Below are 19,433 nucleotides of genomic sequence, written 5' to 3'. Positions count from 1 at the left end.
GTGTCCGACCTGCCCCTGATCCAAGCGGATCCCGCCGTGTCGTCGCCGGCCGCGACCGCCCGCAAGGGTGGTCGCGGCCGCGGGCCACGGCTCCTGTCCCGCACCGACCGCGTGGTGATCACGCTGATGGTGCTCGTACCGCTGCTGCTGGTCGTCGGCCTGGTGTGGTTCCCGGCCGTGGCCACGGTGGCGCTGTCCGGCACGAACTGGGACGGCATCGGCCCCATCAGCGAGATCGAATGGGTCGGTGGCCGCAACTACTCCGACGTGATCAACATCTATCCGCCGTTCGTGCCGGCCGTGCAGAACAACCTGCTCTGGCTCGCGGCGCTGTTCGTGGTCGCCACCCCGTTCGGCATGTTCCTCGCCGTGCTGCTGGACAAGGAGATCCGGGGCAGCCGGTTCTACCAGACCGCGCTCTACCTGCCGGTGGTGCTCTCGCTGGCGCTGATCGGCTTCGTCTGGCAGCTCATCTACTCCCGCGACCAGGGCCTGCTCAACGCGGCGCTGGGCACCAGCACCGACTGGTACGGCGACCCCGACGTCAACATCTGGGCGGTGCTCGTCGCCGCCGGCTGGCGGCACGTCGGCTACATCATGCTGCTCTACCTCGCCGGGCTGAAGGGCGTCGACCCGTCGCTGCGGGAGGCCGCCGCCGTCGACGGCGCGTCCGAGGCCACCACCTTCTTCAAGGTGGTCTTCCCGGTGCTGCGGCCGATCAACATCATCGTGCTGGTGGTGACGGTCATCGAGTCGCTGCGCGCGTTCGACCTGGTCTGGGTCGTCAACAAGGGCCGCAACGGGCTGGAGCTGATCTCCGCGCTGGTCACCCAGAACGTGGTCGGCGAGGCCAGCCGCATCGGCTTCGGCTCGGCGCTGGCGACGCTCATGCTGGTCGTCTCGCTGGTCTTCATCACCGTCTACCTGGCGACCGTCATGAGGGAGAACCGGAAGTGACCGCCGCTGCCCCGACCCGCGTACCGGCCGCCGCCGCGTCCACCGGCCGCCGCCGGCCGCCCCGACCCGCCCGGATCGTCCTGCACCTCTTCCTGGGTGCGGTCGCCGTCGGCTGGCTGTTCCCGATCCTCTGGGCGGTGCTGACCTCGCTGCGCTCCTACGAGTACACCGCCGCCAACGGCTACGTCTCCCTCGGCGGCTGGACCCTCGACAACTACGTCACCGCGTGGCGCACCGCCGAGTTCGGCAAGCACTTCCTCAACTCCGTCTACATCACCGTCCCGGCGGTGCTGCTGACGCTGTTCCTGGCCTCCTGCGTCGCGTTCGTCATCGCCCGGTTCAGCTGGAAGCTCAACATCGTCCTGCTCGGCCTGTTCACCGCCGCGAACCTGCTGCCCCAGCAGGCCCTGCTGATCCCGCTGTTCCGGCTGTTCACCGAGGTGCCGCTGCCGCTGTTCATGAGCGACTCGGAGCTGCTCTACGACAGCTACTGGGGCCTGATCCTGGTCAACGTCGCCTTCCAGTGCGGCTTCTGCGTCTTCGTGCTGAGCAACTACATGAAGGCCCTCCCGCACGAGCTGTACGAGGCGGCCATGGTCGACGGGGCCAGCGTGTGGCGGCAGTACTGGCAGGTGACCATGCCGCTGTGCCGGCCCGCGCTGGCGGCGCTGGCCACGCTGGAGGTGACCTGGATCTACAACGAGTTCTTCTGGGCCACCGTGCTCATGCGCACCGGCGACAAGTTCCCGGTGACCAGCTCGCTGAACAACCTGCGCGGCGAGTTCTTCACCGACAACAACCTCGTCTCGGCCGGCTCCGTGCTGGTCGCGATCCCGACCCTGGTGATCTTCTTCCTGTTGCAGAAGCAGTTCGTCCGGGGCCTGACGCTGGGAGCCTCCAAGGGATGACGATCGTCCACCTGCGCCGGGCCGCGACCAGCCTGGTGCTCGACGCGCGCGGCCCCGGGCTGCCCCGGGTCGCACACTGGGGCGCCGACCTCGGCCCGCTCGCCGCCGACGACCTGACCGCGCTGGTCGCCGCGACCGTGCCGCCGGTGGTGCCGAGCAGCTTCGACGCCCCGACCGTGCTGTCGCTGCTGCCCGAGGCGAGCGCCGGCTGGAGCGGCCGGCCCGGGCTGGCCGGGCACCGCGCCGGCACCGCCTGGTCCACGGCGTTCCGCCTCGACGCCCTCGACGTCACCGACGAGCCCGACCGTCCCGCTCGGGTCACGGTGACAGCCAGCGACCCCGACGCGGCGCTGACGCTCACCGTCGAGGTCGAGCTGGACCCGGCCGGGCTGGTGCTGCTGCGGCACCGGCTGCGCAACGACGGCGACACCCCGTACGAGCTGCGGGAGCTGACCGGCGTGCTGCCGGTACCGGCGGTCGCCACCGAGCTGCTCGACCTGACCGGCCGGTGGTGCCGGGAACGGTCGCCGCAGCGGCACCCGTGGCCGATGGGCGCGTGGGTGCGGGAGGGCCGGCACGGGCGCACCGGGCACGACGCGACGCTGCTGCTGGTGGCCGGCACGGCCGGGTTCGGCTTCCGGCACGGCGAGGTGTGGGCGGTGCACACCGCGTGGAGCGGCGACCACGTCACGTTCGCCGAGCGGCGGCCCACCGGGGAGGCCACGCTGGGCGGCGGCGAGCTGCTGGGCAGCGGCGAGATCACGCTCGGCCCCGGCGAGTCCTACGCCACCCCCCTGCTCTACGCGGCGCACTCGACCGCCGGCCTCGACGGGCTCAGCGACGCCCTGCACGCCCACCTGCGCGCCCGGCCGGGGCACCCGCGTACGGCGCGGCCCGTCACCCTCAACGTGTGGGAGGCCGTCTACTTCGACCACGACCTGGACCGGCTGCGCGCCCTCGCCGACCACGCCGCCGCCGTCGGGGTGGAACGGTTCGTGCTCGACGACGGCTGGTTCGTCGGCCGCCGGCACGACCGGGCCGGGCTCGGCGACTGGTACGTCGACGAGACGGTCTGGCCGGGCGGGCTGCAACCGCTGATCGACCACGTGCGCGGGCACGGCATGCAGTTCGGCCTCTGGGTCGAGCCGGAGATGGTCAACCCCGACTCCGACCTGTTCCGCGCCCGCCCGGAGTGGGTGCTCGCCGTGCCCGGTCGGCTGCCGCCGCCGTGGCGGCACCAGCAGGTGCTGGACCTGGCCAACCCGGGCGCGTACGCGTACGTGCTGGGGCGGCTCGACGCGCTGCTGCGCGACCACGACGGCATCGCGTACCTGAAGTGGGACCACAACCGGGACCTGACCGAGGCCGGCCACGCCGGGCGGCCCGGGGTGCACGCGCAGACCGCCGCCGCCTACCGGCTGCTCGACGAGCTGCGCGCCCGCCACCCGGGGCTGGAGATCGAGAGCTGCTCCTCCGGCGGCGCGCGGGTGGACCTGGAGATCCTGCGCCGCACCGACCGGGTCTGGGCCAGCGACTGCAACGACGCCCTGGAACGGCTGGCCATCCAGCGGTGGACCGGGCTGCTGCTGCCGCCGGAGCTGGTCGGCAGCCACGTCGGGCCCGACCGGTCGCACACCACGCACCGGGTGCACGACCTGGGCTTCCGGGCCGCCACCGCGCTGTTCGGGCACTTCGGCGTCGAGTGGGACATCGGCTCGGCGAGCGCCGCCGACCGGGTCGAGCTGGCGGCCTGGGTGGCGCTGCACAAGCGGCTGCGACCGCTGCTGCACGCCGGCCGGGTGGTCCGGGTCGACCACCCCGACCCGGCCGTCTGGGCGCACGGCGTGGTCGCCGCAGACCTCACCCACGCGGTGTACGCCGTGGCGCGCGTCGCCACCTCGGTCGCCCAGGTGCCGGGCGCGCTGCGGCTACCGGGGCTCGACCCGGCCCGCCGGTACGCGGTCCGGCCGACGGCCGGCGTGCCGGAGCCGGCGGTGCTGGAGCTGACGGAGCCGGGCTGGCTGCCCGGGGTGACCCTGCCGGGCGCGGTGCTCGCCTCGGTCGGCCTGCACCTGCCGGCCCTGCACCCCGAGCAGACGCTGCTGCTGGAGGTCGACGCGGTCGACTGATCCCCCGTCTTGACCTTCCCCCTCGGGCAAGCCACAGGCTGGTGCCTGCCGGTCGCGGTGACCGGCACGAGGAGGACGTGACGTGGGGCTGCTGACCATCGGGGGGTTCGCCAAAGCCGCGCGGCTGACGCCGAAGGCGCTGCGCCTGTACGACGAGGTGGGCCTGCTCCGGCCTGCGGCGGTCGATCCCGAGTCGGGCTACCGGCTCTACGACCCGGCCCAGCTGGAGCGGGCCCGGCTGATCGCCTCGCTGCGGCGCATCGGCATGCCGCTGGCCGAGATCCGTGCCGTCTGCGGGCTGCGGCCCGAGGCGGCGGCCGAGGCCGTCGACACGTACTGGCGGCGGGTCGCCGCCGACACCGCGGAACGCGGTCGCCTCGCCACCCTCCTCGTCGGCAACCTGTCCGGAAGGGGAACCACCATGAAGCAAACCCTCACCGTCCGCCACGCCACCCGGTGCGACGCCGGGGCCACGCGGGACAGCAACGAGGACGCCGCGTACGCGGACGAGCGGCTGCTGGCCGTCGCCGACGGCATGCGCGGGCCCGGCGGCGCGGCGGCCAGCACCGCCGCGATCGACGTCCTCCGGGCGCTGGAGCCCGCCGACGTGCCGGCCGCCGAGCTGCTCGCGCTGCTGGCCGACGGGGTCGACGAGGCCCACCGCGCCGTGCGCGGGCTGGCAGTGGACCCGCACCAGCCGGTCACCACACTGACCGCGCTGCTGCGCTCCGGCTCCCGGGTGGCGCTGGTGCACGTCGGCGACAGCCGGGCGTACCTGCTGCGCGAGGGCGAGCTGCACCGGCTCACCCGGGACCACACGTACGTGCAGTCGCTGGTCGACGCCGGCCGGCTGGCCCCGGAGGCGGTCGCCGCCCACCCGCAGCGGGCCGTGCTGGTGCGCGCCCTCGGGGCCGGCGGCGAGCACGTCGAGGCGGACCTGGCGCTGCGCGCCGCCCGCGCCGGTGACCGGTACCTGCTCTGCTCCGACGGGCTCTCGGCGGTGGTCGACCCGGCGGCGGTGCGTGAGGCGCTGGGCGGGGCCGGCGGGCCGGACGAGGCCGTGGACCGGCTGGTCGCCCTCGCGTACGCCGCCGGCGCGCCCGACAACGTCGCCTGCGTGGTCGCCGACGTCGTCGCGGTGTAGCCCACGCGATGCGGTGGCCGGGCCCGTGCGGGCCCGGCCACCGCCGGTGGTGCGGAGGGGATCAGCTCGCCGTGCAGGTCACCGCAGGAACGGCGGGGGTGCCGGTGGAGCTGCCGATGAAGCCGAAGCTGGTGCTGGCCCCGGCGCCGAGCTTGCCGTTGTAGCTGACGTTGGTGGCGGTGACGCTCGACCCGCTGCTGGTCAGCGTCGCGTTCCACGCCTGGCTGATGGACTGGCCGCTGCCGAGCGTCCACTTCGCCGTCCAGCCGTTGACGGCGGCGGAGCCGGCGGTCACCTTGACCTCACCCTGGAAGCCGCCCTGCCACTGGCCGATGATCGTGTACGTCGCCGTGCAGCCGCCGGTGGCCGGCGGGGTGGTCGGCGGGGGCGTCGTAGGCGGGGGCGTGGTCGTCGGCGGGGCCGTGGTCGGCGGGGTGGTCGGGGTGACCCCCGAGTAGACCGACGCCTCCTTCGAGGTCGCCTTGATGCCGTTGGCGCCGTTGAAGATGCGCTGGCCCCACGTGGTCAGGGCGTTCGGGTTGAAGTTGGTGGTCATGTCGAGGTATTCGACGCCGCCGCCGTTGCCGCTCCACGACCAGCCCAGGTAGCCGATGCCGTTGGCCTGCGTGTACGACAGGATGGTGTCCTCGTCGGGGTTGCCGTCGGAGTGGTCGAAGCCGAACTCGCCCACCACGATCGGCAGCTTCGCGGTGCGGAACCGGCCGAGGTAGTCGGAGATCTCCGCGGCGGTGTCGAAGACGCCGTACATGTGGATGGAGAAGACGGTGTTCTTCTGCGGGTCGGCCGCGAACACCGACGCCGCGTTGTCGCGCATGGTGAACGACCAGTCCTGGCCCCAGTTGGGGGCGTCGACCATGATGGTGTGCGCGAGGCCGGCGGCGCGCAGCCGCTTGATCGCGTTGGCCGAGTCGGTGGCCCAGGTGCCGTAGCCCTGGTTGCCGTACGGCTCGTTGCCGATGTTGACGATCACGTACTTCTCCTGGCCGGCGAGGGCGCTGGAGATGCTCAGCCAGTAGTCGACCGCCCGGTCCAGGGTGATCGCGCCGCTCTGCTCGCCGTAGCCGGTGGTGTCGTGCACCTCCAGGACGCAGATCAGCTTGTTCGCCTTGCACAGGGAGATGACGTTGGCGACGTCGGCCGTGTCGTTCTTGGCCCAGCGGTCGCCGCTGGCCAGCACCACCCGCACCGTGTTCGCGCCGAGCGCCTTGATGTTGGCGAAGGAACTGGTCTGCTGCTGGTACCAGGTGTGGGCGTGGTTGACGCCGCGCATGATGAACTCGTTGCCGTTGGCGTCGTACAGCTTGCCGTTGGAGACGGAGAAGCCGGCGGCGGCGTGCGCGGGCTGCCCGAAGGCGAACACGGCGGCGAGGACCGTCAGCAGGGCGACGCCCGCGACGGAGAGACGTTTTCTCATGGCCTTCCTCAGGGAGGGTCAAACCCCGTGCCCGGCGGGGGTGCGGTGGTGGTGACGAAGAAGGCGGCTGGCCCGTCAGCCGCCGTCCGGCTCCGAGACGGCGCAGGCATCAGCGTAGGCCGATCGCTGGTGTGGGGCAACCGGTTCAGTGAGTCGTGGCTCAGCGGGGATGTCCTGTGGCGGCTCGCGGGGCAGCGAGCCGCCACAGGTGCGGTCATCCCCACCACAGGATGCGACGCCCCCAGCCTGAACCGGTTAAGGCCGGACCTTACCACCCAGGGCCGCCCCGTCAAGGCCACGACGGCCGTCGAGGGTTGACCGACTCCCACGGGGGTATGCGGAGTGGATCGGGAGAGCGAAGGAGATGCGCCATGGTCAACATCGGCTACACCCTGATGTGCGAGCAGGCCGGGCCGAAGGAACTGGTCGACTACGCGGTGCGCGCCGAGGCCGCCGGCTTCGACCAGTTGGTGATCTCCGATCACTACTCTCCCTGGCTCGACTCCCAGGGCCACTCCCCGTACGCCTGGTCGGTGCTCGGCGCGGTCGCCCACGCCACCAGCCGGGCCGAGCTGATGTCCTTCGTGACCTGCCCGATCCGCCGCTACCACCCCGCCGTGGTGGCGCAGAAGGCCAGCACGATCGGGGCGCTGTCGGACGGCCGGTTCACCCTCGGCCTGGGCGCCGGGGAGAACCTCAACGAGCACGTCGTCGGCGGCTGGCCGCACGTGCAGCAGCGGCACGAGATGTTCGAGGAGGCGCTGCAGATCATCCGGCCCCTGCTGAACGGGGAGACGTTGACCTTCTCCGGCAACCACTTCGACGTGCCCGACGCGTACGTCTGGGACCGGCCGGAGCGTCCGGTGCCGATGGCCGTGGCCGCGTCCGGCCGGCAGTCGGCGACGCTCGCCGCCGACTACGGCGACGGCCTCGTCGCCACCGAGCCCGACGCCCACCTGATCCAGATGTACGACGACGCGGGCGGCGCGGGGCAGCCCCGGTTCGGCCAGGTCGCCATCTGCTACGGCCCCGACGAGGCGGAGTGCCGCAAGATCGCACACGACCAGTTCCGCTGGTTCGGCATGGGCTGGAAGGTGAACGCCGAACTGCCCGGCCCGGAGTCGTTCGCCGCCGCGACGCAGTACGTCCGCGAGGACGACGTCGCCGAGGGGATCTCCTGCGGCCCGGACACCGACCGGCACGTCGCGGCGTTCAAGAAGTTCGTCGACGCCGGCTTCACCCACGTGGCGCTGGTGCAGGTCGGCGGCGACACCCAGCCCATGTTCCTCGACTGGGCCCGGGAGGAGCTGCTCCCCCGGCTCCGCAAGCTGTGAGGCGGCTGCGGCTCGCCCTGGCCCGTCGAAAGGTGCCCTGATGCGCATCGGCAACACGGAGATCCGCCCGGCGGGCGGGGGCCTCGGCTGCCTGCTGATGATCCTGTTCTCGGTCGTCGCCTCGATCGTGCTGACCGTCCTGCTCAACCTGGTCCGGTAGCCCGCCCGCCGCGCGCGGCGACGGCCGGGCCTGGTGGTGTGGCCGGAGAAGGACCGGTCACCCAGTGCCACCCGAGCGGCCGGCGACACCGATCCCGCCGCCCCCTTTGCTCTGCACCCGCATACGCATCACTCACGCAGCGCAACCGGAGCGGTTCACCCCAGGCCGCCCGCAGCCTTGCCTCCTGGGCAGCTCGCAGGGGGTGGTGCGCCGATGGGTGCAGAGCAAAGGGAGCGAGGGCACTTCGGTGACCTCAGCGGAGCATCACGGAGAGTAACGACTGCGCCCCCGCAGCCCCACGCCACCAACCACACGGAAAGTGACAACGCCGCGACGACGGCGACGGCGAGGGGTGTCAGGGGCGCAGGTTCAGGGCGCTCAGGAGGGCCCGGGTGGCCTCGCGGACCGGGGTCAGGACCGACGCGTTCAGCCAGCGGGCCGCCGGGGTGACCGTGACCCGCCAGGCGGCGCGCAGGGCGCGGCCGATTGGGGCGACGGTGTGCCGCCAGGCCCAGCGCAGGGCCAGCCCGGCGGGGCGCAGCAGCAGCCGGTGCAGGGCGCGCAGGATGCGCCCGGCAAGCCGCCAGGCGTAGGACAGGGCCGTCCAGGCCAGCCGCAGCAGCCACCACAGGCCGCGCCCGAGGGCCGTCAACGCCGGGCCGAACAGCCGCCCCACCAGGCGTACCAGCGGCACCAGCAGGTGGCGGATCAGCCAGTCGACCGCCACCACGACCAGTCGCGCCGCAGGCCGGACGAGGGTGCGGAACACCCAGCCCAGCGGACGCCGCACCAGATGCCGCGCCAGCCACGCCAGGGGCACCCAGACCAGGTGGTACGCGAGCCAGGCGAGCGGGCGCAGCACCCAGGCACGCAGGGCCCTGCCCAGCGGGCTGAGCAGCCACCGGTGCAGCAGCCGCCCGGCCCCGACGAGCAGCTCCCACAGCAGCCGGACGGGCAGCACCACGACGAGGGCGACGCCCCGGGCGAACGCGGCGACCAGCGGGGGCGGCGGCTCTGGGCGGGTGCTGGGGCGACCGGTCACGGCGGCGAGCGTAGTGGCCTGCGGCAACCGCCCGGCGGCCCGGGCGGCACGGCGGCACGGGCGGCGGTCAGGCCGGGCGCAGGTCGAGGTCGGCCAGCACCGGGTAGTGGTCGGAGGCGTGCTCGGTGTCGCCGCCGCGCACGACGACGCAGGACCGGGCCAGCCCGGCCAGGGCCGCCGTGCCGAGGAGATAGTCCAGCCGCATGCCGGAGAACTCCACGCCGCCGCCGTGCCGCGTCGGCGCGGTCGGCCCCTCGTCGTCGCCGGGGGCGAGTGCGGCGTACAGGTCGACCAGGCCGGCGGCGGCGAGCCGGGCCACCGCCCGGGTCTCCACCGTCCGCCCGTCCCGGCGCAGGTGCCGACGCCGGTACGCGGCCGGCAGCCGGGCGACGCGGTCGGTGTGGTCGACGCCCGGGGCGAGGGTGTTCAGGTCCCCGGCCAGCAGCGCCAGCGCGCCCCGCCCCACGCCGGGGGCCCGGCCGACCGCCCCCGCCAGCCAGCCCGCCTCGACCCGCCGCCGCAGCCCCGAGTACGGGTCGAGGTGCGCGCCGAACACGGTCAGCGGCCCGGCGTCGGTGGCCACGGTGACGCGTACCGCCGCGTGGTGGAACGGGCGGCGGACCGGACCGGCCGCGACGACCCGCAGCGGCGGGCGGACCAGCACCGCCACGGGCTGGCCGAAGCACGACCGGGCCAGGTGCGGCTCCATGCCCACGGCGGCGGCGAAGCCGGCCAGCACGCCGCCGGAGTCGAAGCCGCGCAGCTCCTGCGCGGCCAGCAGGTCCGGCCGGTGCGCGGCGACGACCCGGGCCACCCGGTCCAGGCGGCCGGGACCCGTCCGGTCCCGACCGCCGGTCTTGATGTTCCAGGTCATCACCCGCAGCATCGGGTCAGTCGGGGCGGCCGGCGGAGGCCAGCTCGTCGTCCAGCTCGTCGACCTGTTCGGACTCGATCGCCGGCCGGTTGCCCTCGGCGAGGTCGGCGTTGGGGCGGATCACCCAGTAGAGCAGGCCGATCCACAGGGCGCTGAGCAGGATCGCGCCCATGAAGTCGGTCGGGTGGTGCATGCCCCGGTACATCCGGGAGACCGCCACCCCCACCGGCATGACCACCGCGGCGGCCACGAAGATCCAGCGCCACCAGCGGTCGGTGCGGGGGAACACGATGAGGGCGATGGCGAGCCAGAGGCAGATGGTGGCGGCGATGTGCCCGGACGGGAACGACGAGGTGGGCATCTGCCCGTCGAGGTTCTCCACGGGCGGGCGGGGCCGGTCGACGGCGCGGGCGGAGGCGAGGAAGAGGGTCAGCTCGCCGAACATCGCCAGCGCCACGAACAGCACCGGCCGCCAGCGCCGCCACACGGCGAGCACCAGCGGGCAGAAGACCAGCGACACCAGCAGGATCGCGTGGGTGTCGCCGAACTTGCTCCACCACCAGCTCAGGTCGGTCAGCGCGTCGGTGTGCCGGTCGGCGAACCAGCGCGGGACCCCGGTGTCGAGGGTGCCGAGGAACGTGTCCTTGGCGTGGTAGCTGACGAACATGCCGAACGCGTACAGCGCGCCGAACACCAGCACCCAGCCGACCAGCAGCTCGGCGACGGCCGAGCGGGGGTGCTCCAGCACGCGCTCCTCGGCGGGGGCCGGGGCGATGTCGCGGCCCGCCTCCGGCTCCAGCCCCTCGGTCAGCGGCGGCACCGGCCGGCCGCGCTCGCGCCGCCACAGCCGGAAGGCGTACGCGGTGACGCCCAGCCAGGCCGCGCCGAGCAGCCAGCCGCCGAGCACGTCGGAGACGAAGTGCACGCCCAGCGCGATCCGGGTCAGCCCGATCAGGGCCACCAGCACGGCGGCGACGGCGATGGCGGGCTTGCGCCAGCGGGGCGCCATGGCGGGGAGGAAGACCAGCAGGATCGCCCCGTACGCGACGAACGAGCCGAGGGCGTGGCCGCTGGGGAAGCTGTTGCCGGGGGCGCTGGCCAGCGGCACGTCCACCACGGGGCGCAGGCGGCCGACCAGGGTCTTCAGCGACGGGTCGAGGATCAGCCCGCCGACCCCGGTGATGATCAGATAGACGGCGAGCCGGGCCTGCCTGCGGATCAGCAGCCCGAGCACGGCGACGCTGACCAGCCAGATCAGCACGGGCCGCCCGCCGAGGTCGGTGATCGCCTGCAACACGGTGACCAGGGCGTGGTGCGGGGCGACGAGCCCGTTGAACCACTCGGCGGCCTCGTGGTCGGCGTGCTGGAGCGGGCTCCACCGGAAACGCACCAGCATCAGCAGCAGGCCGAAGGCGACCCCCGCGCCGACGACGGCCACCAGCCCGGCGATGCTCCGCTCGGCGAAATGGCCGAGTGGTCGCCGCACCACCTCTTTGACCGCGGTCACCCCGCACCTCCCTTGTCTGCTCTGGCGAGGCGCTTTACCCGATCCGGGCCTCCCGTACACCGGGGGGTGTCGCGCCGGGGTGTCGCGGCCAGCTCAGAGGGCGGTCATCTCGCCGGTGTCGTGGATCTCCTCGCGCTCGGTCTCGGGCTGCCACAGGTCCGGCTGGGCGGGCTCGGGCACACCGATGCGCATCGCTTCGAGCTGTGCGGCGAAGGCCAGCCCGCCGAAGAGCGCCATCCCGGTGAGGTTGGCCCAGAGCAGCAGCGCCATCATGCCGGTCAGCGCCCCGTAGGTCTGCCCGAACCCGTCACTGAACCGCACGTACGCGGCGAGCAGCAGGCTGGCCAGCCACCACAGGGCGGTGGCGATGCCGGCGCCGAGGAACAGCCAGGACAGGCCGGGCTGCTTGCGGCGGGGGGCGTGCCGGAACAGCAGGGCCACGGCGAGCACGGTCAGGCCGAGGCTCAGCGGCCAGCGGACCACGTCCCACGCGAAGGTGGCGACGTCGCCCCAGGCGTAGTTGCGGCGTACCGAATCGCCCATCGACCCGCCGCCGACCAGGATGAGGAACCCGGCGAGCGCCGGGACGCCCGCGACGAGCGCGAGGACGGCGGCCCGCAGGTACTTCCACAGGGCCGGGCGGTCCCGCTCTACGCCGTAGATCCGGTTGGCGCCGCGCTCGATCTGGGCCATCGTGGTGGTGAGCGCGACGAGGCCGGTCAGCAGGCCGAGGGTCAGCGCCAGCTCGCCGGCGTCCTCGGTGCGCTCGCCGGAGTCGAGCAGCTCACCGACCACCTGCTCGCTCTGCCCGGGGGTGAGGGCGAGCACGGTGTCGGCGACGACCCGGCCGCCCTCGTCGGCGCCGAGGTCGGTGATCAGGCCGGTGAGGGCGATCAGGAACGGCACCACGGCGAGGCAGAGCTGCAGCGCGAGGGCGCGGGAGTGACTGAACCCGTCGCCGTAGCGGAACCGGACGAACGCGTCCCGCAGCAGGCGCCAGCCGCCGTGGCGGCGCAGTGTGTGCCAGGCGTCGTCGGCGGAGAGCTCCTCGTCGGCCATGAGCCGGGTCTCGGGCACCATCCTGGTGCTACTCACGGCGGGCCTCCTCGACCAGCTCCTCGCCCCGCTCCCCGGCTGCCTCGGCGTCGGCGGCCAGGTCGGGTGCCTCCTGCGGCTGCGGCACGCAGAGCCAGAGGGCGCGGGGGCGGATCTCGGCCGCCAGCCGCCGCCCCGGTGCGATGAGGTCCCCGTCGAGCTCGCGCGGCTGGGCCCGGTTGCTGGTGACCTCCACCCGACGGGCGCGGTAGACCTCCATCCGGGGGACGCTGCCCCGGCGGCGCACCAGCGCCCAGCCCATGGCCAGCCAGTGGCGCAGGGTGCGCGGGGTGAGCACGGCGACGTCGAGCCAGCCGTCGTCCGGTTCGGCGTCGGTGAGCAGGGTGACGCCGCCCTGGAGGCGGCCGACGTTGGCCACCAGCACCGAACGGGCCCGGCGGCGCAGCGGCGGCCGGTCGTCGATGCGGATGGTGACCCGCATCGGCCGGTCGCGCAGGTGCCGGGCGGCCCCCATCACGTACGCCGGCCAGCCGATGCGGGCCTTGGTCGTCTCCGAGGTGGCGTCGAGCATCTGGGCGTCGAAGCCCATCCCGGCCATGACGGTGAAGTAGGCGTCGTCGACCGCGCCGACGTCGAGCTGGCGGCGGCCCTGCTCGACGGCCACCTCCAGCCCGGCGGCCAGGTCGGTGGAGAGGCCGAGGTTGGCGGCGAGCAGGTTGCCGGTGCCCTGGGGCAGGACGGCGAGGGCCACGTCGGTGCCGACCAGCGCGCTGACGCAGGACATCACGGTGCCGTCGCCGCCGCAGGCGAAGACGACGTCGACCCCGGCGGAGACGGCCTTCTCGGTCTGCCCCCGGCCCGGGTCCTCCGGGGTGGTCTCGAACCACAGCGGTGCCGGCCAGCCGGCGGCGCCGAGCGCCCCGTCGACCGTCTCGCGCAGCTCGTCGAGGTCGGCGACCTTCACCGGGTTGACCACCACGGCGGAGCGCAGCCCGCCGTGGTGGTCGGCCGCGCGCGCGTCCGGCGTCGAACGCGTGTTCTGCTCAGCATCCACGGCGCCAGTGTGCGCCAAATCGGTGCGGGCGGCGAGCCGGCGACCGGTGAGGTTGCGCGCACCGAAAACAGGTTTACGGGGCCGGGGTGCCCGGAACCGGCCGCGCCGCCGGCCACGTTGCGTGAGGTACGCGTCGCTGGCGCAGGGGGACCGAGGCTCGTCACCCTGCGTTGCTTCGAGCCCGCACCGCCCGACGCCGCCCGCCCCCTTTGCTCTGCACCCACGGGCGCAGCACAGCGCACGAGCTGTGGTTTCGCGGGACCGCGCAGAGTCACGCGACAACACGGCCGATTACTGTCCGCATACCGTTGCGTGGATGGGTGCAGAGCAAAGGAGGGCGGGCGGCAACGCCGCCGCCGGAGAGGCAATCACCCTGAGCCACATGGAGTCGACAGGGTGGGCCGTCGGCGAGCGGGCGAGGAAGGAGAGCCGTGGGAGGGAGTCGGGCCGCGGGCCGCGGGCGGCGGGCCGCGGGCGGCGGGCGGCGGGCGGCGGGCGGCGGGCGGGAGAAGTGAGAGGGGAGGGGGCGAGGGGAGGCGAGGGGGAAGGGAAGGGGAAGGGTGAGGGGAACCGCGAAGCGAGGGAAGGCCCGGAGAACCGGGTGGACCGGGCGGTGCGGCTAGGCCGCGGCCCGCAGGGCCAGCTCGACCCGGCGGCGCAGGTCGTCCAGGTCGAGCCCGGCCTCGGTGAGCACCAGCGCGGCCGGGCCGCCGCCCTCGCGCAGCAGCCCGAGCAGGATGTGCTCGGTGCCGATGTGCCGGTGCCGCAGCCGCAGCGCCTCGCGCAGCGAGAGCTCCAACACCTTCTTCGACCGGGGCGAGAACGGGCCGCCGGGCCGCTGCCGCTGCCGCCACCCCCACCGGCGGCGCGAGGCGGGCGCCGCCGCACGCAGCGCGTCGGGGCCGAAGGACTCCTCGATCCGGGCGACGATCGCGGCCAGGTCGATGCCGATCTCGCGCAGCGCGGCGGCGTCGGCCTCGGCGAGCCCCGCGTCGCCCTCGGCGGTGTGCCGGGCCACGGCGGCGCGCAGGTCGGCGGTGCGGACGCCCGCGGCGGACAGCACCCGGCTCGCGAGGTTGTCGGGGTCGGCGAGGACGGCGAGGAGCAGGTGCTCGGTGCCGACGGGGCGCCGCCCGGCGGCCCGCGCCTCGTGGGCGGCCTGCTTGACCACCTCGCGGGCCCGGTCGGTGAACCGTTCGAACACTATTCCTCCCAGGTGCTCGGGACCGCCGGTCGCCCGGCGTGCTTCTTGTGGACCGCCTGCCGGCTGACCTCCAACGCGTCGGCGATCTCCTGCCAGGACCAGCCCTGCCGTCGGGCGTTGTCCACCTGGACCACCTCCAGCCGTTCGAGCAGCCGGCGCAGGGCGCGCACGGCACGCAGGCCGACCCGGGGATCGGTGCTGCCGGCCGCCGCCGCGAGTTCCGTCGCGTGACTCATGGTGTCAACATACGTTGACAACCGGGCTGCGTCAACCAGAGTTGACAGCAGCGCCGGGCGGGCCGGCGCGATACCGGCCCCCGCCGGGCCGTCGGCCACTACGCTCGGTCACAGGGATCGGACCCGCCGTGCACGCCTGTCGGGGGAGGTGAGGCCGGATGACCCCACCCGCCGACGCGCCCGTGGTGGCCGCACTCGGCTCGCCGGAGTCCGCCGGGCAGGTCGTCCGGCTGGCCGCGCGGGAGGCCGCCGGCCACCGCCGCCCGCTGCGCCTGCTGCACGCCTTCAACTGGTCGGCGGCGCTGGAGGCCCCGTCGGTGACCGGCCCCCGCGCCCGGGCCGAGGAGCTGCTCGAACAGGCCGCCGCAGCCGCCGGCGAGGCGGAGCCGGCGGTGCCGGTCAGCGGCGAGATCGTCGAGGGCGCGCCGGTCGCCGCGCTGGTCCGCCGCTCCGAGTCGGCGTTCCTCGTCGTCATCGGCGACGGCGGGATGTCGCGCTGCGGCGCGTGCATCCCCGCCGACGCACCGGCGGTGCAACTCGCCGCCCGGGCCGGCTGTCCGGTGCTGGTGGTCCGCCCCGAGCCGCCACCGCAGGGCCCCGTCCTCGTCGGCGTCGACGGTTCGGCCAGCTCCCGCACGGCGCTGGCGTTCGCCTTCGGCTGCGCCGCCCGCCGGTCCGCCCGGCTGCTCGCCGTGCGGGTCGTCGAGCCGCCGCCCGAGGACCGGAACGTTCTGGGGACCGCGCGCGCCGAGCTGGCCGAAGTGGTGGCCCGGTGCGGACGCCGGCACCCGGAGGTGTCGACCGAGTGCCACGTCGTCGTCGGCGACCCCGGCGCGGTCATGGTCGAACAGTCCCGTTCCGCGCAGCTGACCGTGGTGGCCGCCCGGGGTGACGAGCCGCTGCGCGGGATGCTCGGCGCGGTCAGCCAGTCGCTGCTCTACCACTCCCCCGCCCCGGTCATCGTCGTGCGTGGACTGGTTTCCACCGCGCCGGGCGGGGCATGACGTCCCCACGGTCCGGGACCAACGGCCCTGATCGATCTCCGCCCGCACCGCGAAGCTGGACGTGGCCGGGAAGACCCGGCACCCCGGATGCGAACGTCCCCGATCCGCGAGAGGCTAACGCAGCATGGACACCGCTGTAGACCTGCACAGCCCCCTGACCGAAGACGAGCTGCGCCGGCTGGACGCGTACTGGCGGGCCGCTAACTACCTGACCGTCGGGCAGATCTACCTGCTGGACAACCCGCTGCTGCGGGAGCCGCTGCGGCCCGAGCACGTCAAGCCCCGGCTGCTGGGGCACTGGGGCACCAGCCCGGGCCTCAACCTGCTCTACGCGCACCTCAACCGGATCATCGTCAACCGGAAGCTGCCGACGATCTTCATCACCGGCCCCGGTCACGGCGGCCCCGCGCTGGTGGCCAACACCTGGCTGGAGGGCACCTACAGCGAGCTCTACCACTCGGTGAGCCGCGACGAGACCGGCATGCAACGGCTGTTCCGCCAGTTCTCCTTCCCCGGCGGCATCCCGAGCCACGTGGCACCGGAGGTGCCGGGTTCGATCCACGAGGGCGGCGAGCTGGGGTACGCGCTGAGCCACGCCTACGGCGCGGCGTTCGACAACCCCGACCTGCTGGTCGCCTGCGTCATCGGCGACGGGGAGGCCGAGACCGGCCCGCTGGCCGGTAGCTGGCTGTCCAACGTCTTCCTCAACCCGGCCCGCGACGGGGCGGTGCTGCCCATCCTGCACCTCAACGGCTACAAGATCGCCAACCCGACGGTGCTGGACCGCATCCCCACCGACGACCTGCTGGACATGATGCGCGGCTTCGGCTACCAGCCGTACGTCGTCGCGGGCGACGACCCGGCCACGGTGCACCAGACCCTCGCCGCCACCCTGGACCGGGCGGTCGACGAGATCGCCGAGATCCAGCGCCGGGCCCGCTCCGGCGGCCCCGTCGAGCGCCCCCGCTGGCCGATGATCATCCTGCGTACGCCGAAGGGCTGGACCGGCCCGGCCGTCGTCGACGGCAAGCAGGTGGAGGGCACCTACCGCGCCCACCAGGTGCCCATCGCCGAGGTGCGCGACAACCCGGAGCACCTGGCCGAGCTGGAGCGCTGGCTGCGCAGCTACCGGCCGGAGGAGCTGTTCGACCCGACCGGCGCGCCCGTCGCCGAGCTGGCCGCGCTGCCGCCGACCGGTGACCTGCGGATGAGCGCCAACCCGGTCACCAACGGCGGACGGGTGCTGCGCGACCTGGAGCTGCCGGACTTCCGCCGGTACGCCGTCGACGTCCAGCAGCACGGCGAGCCCGCGGTCGGCGCGACCGGCGTGCTCGGCGCGTGGGTCCGCGACATCATCACCGCCAACCCGCACACCTTCCGCCTCTTCGGCCCCGACGAGGTCGCCTCCAACCGGCTCGGCGCGGCCTTCGAGGTCACCGACCGGGCGTTCGTCGCCAACCGGGTCGACGGCGACGACCACCTCTCCCCCGACGGCCGGGTGATGGAGGTGCTGTCGGAGCACCTGTGCGAGGGCTGGCTGGAGGGCTACCTGCTGACCGGCCGGCACGGCATCTTCACCAGCTACGAGGCGTTCATCCACATCGTCGACTCGATGGTCAACCAGCACGCCAAGTGGCTGAAGGTGACCCGGGGCATCCCCTGGCGGGAGCCGATCGCCTCGCTGAACTACCTGCTGTCGAGCCACGTGTGGCGGCAGGACCACAACGGCTTCTCGCACCAGGACCCGGGCTTCATCGACCACGTGGTCAACAAGAAGGCCGAGGTGGTGCGGGTCTACCTGCCGCCGGACGGCAACACCCTGCTCTCCACCATGGACCACTGCCTGCGCAGCCGGCACTACATCAACGTGGTGGTGGCCGGCAAGCAGCCCGCCCCGAACTGGCTGACCATGGACGAGGCGATCCAGCACTGCCGGCGCGGCCTGGGCATCTGGGACTGGGCCAGCACCGACGGCGGCGAGGAGCCGGACGTGGTGCTCGCCTGCGCCGGTGACGTGCCGACGCTGGAGACCCTCGCCGCCGCCGACCTGCTGCGCCAGCGGCTGCCCGAGCTGAGGGTGCGGGTGGTCAACGTGGTCGACCTGATGCGCCTCCAGCCGCCGTCGGAGCACCCGCACGGCCTGCCCGACAACGAGTTCGACACCATCTTCACCCGCGACAAGCCGGTCATCTTCGCCTACCACGGCTACCCGTGGCTGATCCACCGGCTCACCTACCGGCGCGCCAACCACGACAACCTGCACGTGCGCGGGTACAAGGAGGAGGGCACCACCACCACACCGTTCGACATGGTGATGCTCAACGACCTGGACCGGTTCCACCTGGTCATCGACGTGATCGACCGGGTGCCGGGGCTGGCCGCGCGCGCCGCGCACCTGCGCCAGGAGATGGTCGACGCCCGGCAGGCGTGCCGCGACCACACCCGCGAGTACGGCGAGGACGACCCCCGGGTCGCCGAGTGGCGGTGGATCCGGGAGACCGACGCCGAGCTGAGGAGCGGACAGTGAACGGTGACGAGATCCTCGTCGGCTACGACGGTTCCGCCGACGCCACCCTCGCCCTGAACTGGGCGCTCGACGAGGCGGAGCACAGCGGCCGGCCGATCCGCCTGGCGTACGTCTTCGAGTGGGTGACCGTGGCCGGCTGGGTCGGCCCCGGCGTGGCCCCCGGGATCTGGCCCGACGACACCGCCCGCCGGCAGGTCGAGGAGCTGGTCGCGAAGGCCGCCGCCGACGCCGCCGCCGCGCGGCCCACGGTCACCGTGCACGGGGAGGTGTTCGACGGGCCGCCGGCCCTGGTGCTGGAGGAACGCTCCGCCGAGGCGGGCCTGCTGGTGCTCGGCAGCCGCGGCCACGGCGGGTTCGGTGGCCTGCTCGCCGGCTCCACGGCCGTGTCGGTGACCGCCCACGCGCACTGCCCGGTGGTGGTGGTCCGCGACGGCGACACCCCCGCCGGGCGCACGGGCCGGGTGGTGGTGGGCGTCGACGGGTCCGACACCTCGCTGCTGGCCCTCGGGTTCGCCGTCGAGCGGGCGGCCCAGCGGGGCGTCCCGCTGCACGTGGTGCGGGCCTGGGAGCCGTCGGCCGACCGGGACCTGGGCGCCGACGACGCGGCGGCAGCGGAACGGGCGGCGCTGGACGGGCCGCTGGCCGGCTGGCGGGAGACGTTCCCCGACGTCGCGGTGACCGTCGACGTGGTGGCCGGCCGCCCGGCCGGCGCGCTGGTCGAGGCGAGCCGGGACGCCCAGCTCGTGGTGGTCGGCAGCCGGGGCCGGGGCGGGCTGCGCGGCATGCTGCTCGGCTCGGTCGGCCAGCAGCTCCTGCACCACGCCCACTGCCCGGTAGCGGTGGTCCGCGAACGCTGACGCGC

General features: G+C 73.9%; 16 protein-coding genes. 8 read left to right on the top strand and 8 right to left on the bottom strand.

Translation table 11 applies throughout. The annotated features are described in order from the left end of the window. From LPU61_RS04925 to LPU61_RS04910, 4 genes are all read left to right on the top strand, one after another. The gene (locus LPU61_RS04925) at positions 1–957 is read left to right on the top strand and encodes a carbohydrate ABC transporter permease (RefSeq protein ID WP_043962615.1); all 957 of its coding nucleotides are present in this window, start codon (positions 1–3) and stop codon (positions 955–957) included. Beyond that, positions 954–1,865, top strand: a complete 912-nt coding sequence (locus tag LPU61_RS04920; protein WP_043962614.1) for a carbohydrate ABC transporter permease — start codon at positions 954–956, stop codon at positions 1,863–1,865. The genes LPU61_RS04925 and LPU61_RS04920 overlap by 4 nt, the downstream gene beginning before the upstream one ends. Further along, positions 1,862–3,994: an alpha-galactosidase gene (locus LPU61_RS04915; protein WP_229404243.1), complete on the top strand. Its 2,133-nt coding sequence runs from the start codon at positions 1,862–1,864 to the stop codon at positions 3,992–3,994. The genes LPU61_RS04920 and LPU61_RS04915 overlap by 4 nt, the downstream gene beginning before the upstream one ends. An 82-nt stretch (positions 3,995–4,076) precedes the next feature. Continuing rightward, positions 4,077–5,138, top strand: a complete 1,062-nt coding sequence (locus tag LPU61_RS04910) for a MerR family transcriptional regulator (RefSeq protein WP_229404242.1) — start codon at positions 4,077–4,079, stop codon at positions 5,136–5,138. Positions 5,139–5,199: 61 nt separating this feature from the next. Here the strand turns inward: LPU61_RS04910 and LPU61_RS04905 are convergent, their stop codons facing one another. Next, complete coding sequence (locus tag LPU61_RS04905) at positions 5,200–6,573, bottom strand: cellulase family glycosylhydrolase (RefSeq protein ID WP_229404241.1); 1,374 nt, start codon at positions 6,571–6,573, stop codon at positions 5,200–5,202. A gap of 371 nt (positions 6,574–6,944) precedes the next feature. Here LPU61_RS04905 and LPU61_RS04900 point away from each other — a divergent pair, with 371 nt between their 5' ends. Further along, the gene (locus LPU61_RS04900) at positions 6,945–7,907 is read left to right on the top strand and encodes a TIGR03557 family F420-dependent LLM class oxidoreductase (RefSeq protein ID WP_229404240.1); all 963 of its coding nucleotides are present in this window, start codon (positions 6,945–6,947) and stop codon (positions 7,905–7,907) included. Between the two features lie 515 nt (positions 7,908–8,422). Here LPU61_RS04900 and LPU61_RS04895 read toward each other — a convergent pair. The 7 genes from LPU61_RS04895 to LPU61_RS04865 form a co-directional block, all read right to left on the bottom strand. Next, a complete protein-coding gene (locus LPU61_RS04895; RefSeq protein ID WP_052503680.1) occupies positions 8,423–9,109 on the bottom strand; it encodes a hypothetical protein in 687 nt (228 codons plus the stop codon). A 67-nt stretch (positions 9,110–9,176) separates the two neighbouring features. Further along, entirely contained in the window at positions 9,177–9,995 is an 819-nt protein-coding gene (locus LPU61_RS04890; protein WP_229404239.1) for an endonuclease/exonuclease/phosphatase family protein, read from the bottom strand. 4 nt (positions 9,996–9,999) lie between these two features. Then, on the bottom strand, positions 10,000–11,490 hold the full coding sequence (locus LPU61_RS04885) for a phosphatase PAP2 family protein (protein WP_229404238.1): 1,491 nt from the start codon (positions 11,488–11,490) through the stop codon (positions 10,000–10,002). Positions 11,491–11,583: 93 nt separating this feature from the next. Beyond that, positions 11,584–12,585 (bottom strand): YihY/virulence factor BrkB family protein, encoded by a 1,002-nt coding sequence (locus LPU61_RS04880; protein ID WP_043962606.1) that lies wholly within the window; start codon positions 12,583–12,585, stop codon positions 11,584–11,586. Further along, the gene (locus LPU61_RS04875) at positions 12,578–13,537 is read right to left on the bottom strand and encodes a diacylglycerol kinase family protein (RefSeq protein ID WP_043964263.1); all 960 of its coding nucleotides are present in this window, start codon (positions 13,535–13,537) and stop codon (positions 12,578–12,580) included. Before LPU61_RS04875 ends, LPU61_RS04880 begins: the two co-directional genes overlap by 8 nt. Positions 13,538–14,219: 682 nt before the next feature. Next, positions 14,220–14,804: a Clp protease N-terminal domain-containing protein gene (locus LPU61_RS04870; protein ID WP_229404237.1), complete on the bottom strand. Its 585-nt coding sequence runs from the start codon at positions 14,802–14,804 to the stop codon at positions 14,220–14,222. Next, positions 14,804–15,040 (bottom strand): HTH domain-containing protein, encoded by a 237-nt coding sequence (locus tag LPU61_RS04865; protein WP_043962604.1) that lies wholly within the window; start codon positions 15,038–15,040, stop codon positions 14,804–14,806. Before LPU61_RS04865 ends, LPU61_RS04870 begins: the two co-directional genes overlap by 1 nt. Before the next feature lie 158 nt (positions 15,041–15,198). Between LPU61_RS04865 and LPU61_RS04860 the strand changes: the two genes are divergently transcribed. From LPU61_RS04860 to LPU61_RS04850, 3 genes are all read left to right on the top strand, one after another. Continuing rightward, positions 15,199–16,044 carry a universal stress protein gene (locus tag LPU61_RS04860; protein ID WP_043962603.1) on the top strand — a complete coding sequence of 282 codons (846 nt, stop codon included), beginning with the start codon at positions 15,199–15,201 and terminating at the stop codon, positions 16,042–16,044. A gap of 124 nt (positions 16,045–16,168) precedes the next feature. Beyond that, the gene (locus tag LPU61_RS04855; protein ID WP_043962602.1) at positions 16,169–18,571 is read left to right on the top strand and encodes a phosphoketolase; all 2,403 of its coding nucleotides are present in this window, start codon (positions 16,169–16,171) and stop codon (positions 18,569–18,571) included. Next, positions 18,568–19,428 carry a universal stress protein gene (locus tag LPU61_RS04850; protein WP_043962601.1) on the top strand — a complete coding sequence of 287 codons (861 nt, stop codon included), beginning with the start codon at positions 18,568–18,570 and terminating at the stop codon, positions 19,426–19,428. The genes LPU61_RS04855 and LPU61_RS04850 overlap by 4 nt, the downstream gene beginning before the upstream one ends. The last annotated feature ends 5 nt before the right edge of the window (positions 19,429–19,433 follow it).

The sequence above is a fragment of the Micromonospora sp. NBRC 110038 genome, from assembly GCF_020884815.1.
Classification (GTDB): domain Bacteria; phylum Actinomycetota; class Actinomycetes; order Mycobacteriales; family Micromonosporaceae; genus Micromonospora; species Micromonospora haikouensis.
Note: the sequence above shows the minus strand (reverse complement) of the source record. Positions and strands in the feature narration are given on the sequence as shown.

Bases quoted from the DNA above. Each gene is read 5' to 3' on its own strand.
- LPU61_RS04915 (WP_229404243.1), top strand. From the start codon at position 1,862: ATGACGATCGTCCACCTGCGCCGGGCCGCGACCAGCCTGGTGCTCGAC.
- LPU61_RS04890 (WP_229404239.1), bottom strand. From the start codon at position 9,995: ATGCTGCGGGTGATGACCTGGAACATCAAGACCGGCGGTCGGGACCGG.
- LPU61_RS04855 (WP_043962602.1), top strand. From the start codon at position 16,169: ATGGACACCGCTGTAGACCTGCACAGCCCCCTGACCGAAGACGAGCTG.
- LPU61_RS04865 (WP_043962604.1), bottom strand. From the start codon at position 15,040: ATGAGTCACGCGACGGAACTCGCGGCGGCGGCCGGCAGCACCGATCCC.
- LPU61_RS04900 (WP_229404240.1), top strand. From the start codon at position 6,945: ATGGTCAACATCGGCTACACCCTGATGTGCGAGCAGGCCGGGCCGAAG.
- LPU61_RS04860 (WP_043962603.1), top strand. From the start codon at position 15,199: ATGACCCCACCCGCCGACGCGCCCGTGGTGGCCGCACTCGGCTCGCCG.
- LPU61_RS04905 (WP_229404241.1), bottom strand. From the start codon at position 6,573: ATGAGAAAACGTCTCTCCGTCGCGGGCGTCGCCCTGCTGACGGTCCTC.